At 47.5% G+C, this 2,080-nt stretch carries 3 protein-coding genes and 1 pseudogene; all 4 read left to right on the forward strand.

What is annotated here, in order from left to right:
• Window positions 1–199 (forward strand): DUF4014 family protein (locus ACUU1M_RS19900; protein ID WP_065407171.1); only part of this gene is annotated, 199 nt, incomplete at its 5' end.
• A 1-nt stretch (window position 200) separates the two neighbouring features.
• Window positions 201–566 carry an HNH endonuclease gene (locus ACUU1M_RS19905; RefSeq protein WP_001229288.1) on the forward strand — a complete coding sequence of 122 codons (366 nt, stop codon included), beginning with the start codon at window positions 201–203 and terminating at the stop codon, window positions 564–566.
• The gene (locus ACUU1M_RS19910; RefSeq protein WP_000208061.1) at window positions 563–1,228 is read left to right on the forward strand and encodes a hypothetical protein; all 666 of its coding nucleotides are present in this window, start codon (window positions 563–565) and stop codon (window positions 1,226–1,228) included. Before ACUU1M_RS19905 ends, ACUU1M_RS19910 begins: the two co-directional genes overlap by 4 nt.
• Window positions 1,228–1,589: pseudogene (locus tag ACUU1M_RS19915) on the forward strand (DUF551 domain-containing protein). The gene ACUU1M_RS19910 and the pseudogene ACUU1M_RS19915 overlap by 1 nt, the downstream one beginning before the upstream one ends.
• Window positions 1,590–2,080 lie beyond the last annotated feature (491 nt).

The following is a 2,080-nucleotide window of genomic DNA, read 5'->3' on the forward strand; positions in this document are numbered from 1 at the left end:
AAAATATCCGCGAAAGAGTAGAACAACAGAATTCCTGTTTCTCATTCTGTTTATCGTGTTGATGACACCGATATCCCCGCTAATTTTTGTCTGGATAATCGGAAAAATAATTGAGCCAGTTATTGAATTGTATAACGACGTGGTATGGGCGTCATTCAACACACTGCACAATAAAATTAATCCGTATAAGGAAAGCTGATATGGCACTGACGAAAAAACAACGTGCAGAACTGCGCATTAAGTTCGGTGGTCGCTGCGCTTATTGCGGCTGCGAACTTGGCGAAAAGTGGCATGCAGACCATGTAAAACCGGTCATTCGTTTTGATGGAAATATGCTTCACCAGGAACGTGACGATATATCCAACATGGTACCAGAATGCCACCCATGCAATCTGCACAAGCATTGCAGTAGCCTGGAAGATTATCGACGAATTATCAGTGATGGTCGTCGTGAATTCCTTGCGTCCGGGAAAGGCAAAGCGCTGGTTCGTATGGGATTGGTTGAAATGAAATCTGACCCGGTTGTGTTCTGGTTTGAAAAATATCAAGAAGGGGCTACGGCATGACCACTATTACCAAAGAGCGACTGCAATGGCTGGCTAACATTTCTGGCCGCGATGATATTGACGATATAGACGGCGGTGAAATTCGTGAACTGGCGCTTATCGCTCTGGCATCACTGGAAGCAGAGCCTGTAGCGGAATGCATTGTTGAAGATGGGGGCATGTGTATTGACGGGTTCGGTGAGTATGTGGGTCACTCGCTGCCTGATGGAATGCATGAGCTTTATGCTGCCCCGCGAATGCGACAACCTGATGGATGGAAAGCCGTAGCTGTAGCGTGGAAGGTGACGTTTACTCAAGTTGACCAGGAATCTAATACGTTCACTGCTATATATTTTGACAAAGCGGAAGTTGAGCGTTGGGTACGACTGCATAAAGCATGTGATTTTCGGGCAGATATAACACCGCTTTACGCAGCGCCGGCAGTACCGGTTGCAGTAAACGACGACATGGCTTACGCATTCCATCACGCACTGTCAGATTCATCGCTTGGCTCTGATGAAATCGAAGAAATTAAAACCGGTTTGCGTGCTGCCTTTGCCAACGTCACTATCCAACCAGAGCCGATAGTGCCGGATGAAATCGGGCCAAACGATAGTAATACGTTTGATTATGTTGATGGCTGGAACGCCTGCCGCGCTGCCATGCTTAAGGGAGATAAATAATGATTAATCGAACCAAATTGGAGCACATTCTCGAATATGCCAGGCAGCAGAAATGTATTGGGCAACTTTGTAAAATTCCACCAGGAGATATGGTTGAAATCGTGGAAATGGCCATGCGTAAGGCTGGCAACTCTCCGGTAACTCTAGCTGGATAAGCTGTAGTGATGCAGTTCCTGCTGAATATTGCGATGTGATTCTTCTCGATGATCTCGGGAATGTATTCCCCGGTTCCTGGGATAAGGTTTTTTGCCCCACTCGTGGCGGGAATAAGATGGCTTTTGTGGACAAAGACGGCGTTGAAGTAGAGAGCTCAACTCACTGGATGCCGCTACCGGAACCACCGCAGGAGGTGAATCAATGACCTGGCCTGAGGCATTCACCACGGTAGGAATTGCGATGGCGATGGCGATGGCGATGGTGGTGTATTCGATTTGCCGTTGGGGTTAACAAACAAAAACCCCGGATTGATGGTCCGGGGTTTTTGAAGGAAACAAAACAGAAACAGCAATTGCCGTTACCTGTTGTTACCATGGCAAGTAAACGTATCTCAGGCGAGCGCATTGCGCCGTTCTGACGCAGATAAATTAGCCTGGATAGAAGGTGCTGGCAATAAAAAATAGCGTTTTCTTATCGGTATCGGTAAGATTGCTGCGGGTGCTTGAGGCTGTCTGCCTCGGGCATGCCACTGTAAGGCAGACAGAGAAAAGCCCCAGTTAACATTACGCGTCCTGCAAGACGCTTAACATTAATCTGAGGCCCAATCTATGTCTCACAAATGTAGGTTAGCCTCTTACGTGCCGAAAGGCAAGGAGAAGCAGGCTATGAAGCAGCAAAAGGCGATGTTAATCGCCC

It is taken from the genome of Shigella sp. SIG6 (assembly GCF_053555815.1).

What these genes read in the sequence shown, in the direction of transcription:
- ACUU1M_RS19910 (WP_000208061.1), top strand. Translation starts at nt 563, where the DNA reads ATGACCACTATTACCAAAGAGCGACTGCAATGGCTGGCTAACATTTCT.
- ACUU1M_RS19905 (WP_001229288.1), top strand. Translation starts at nt 201, where the DNA reads ATGGCACTGACGAAAAAACAACGTGCAGAACTGCGCATTAAGTTCGGT.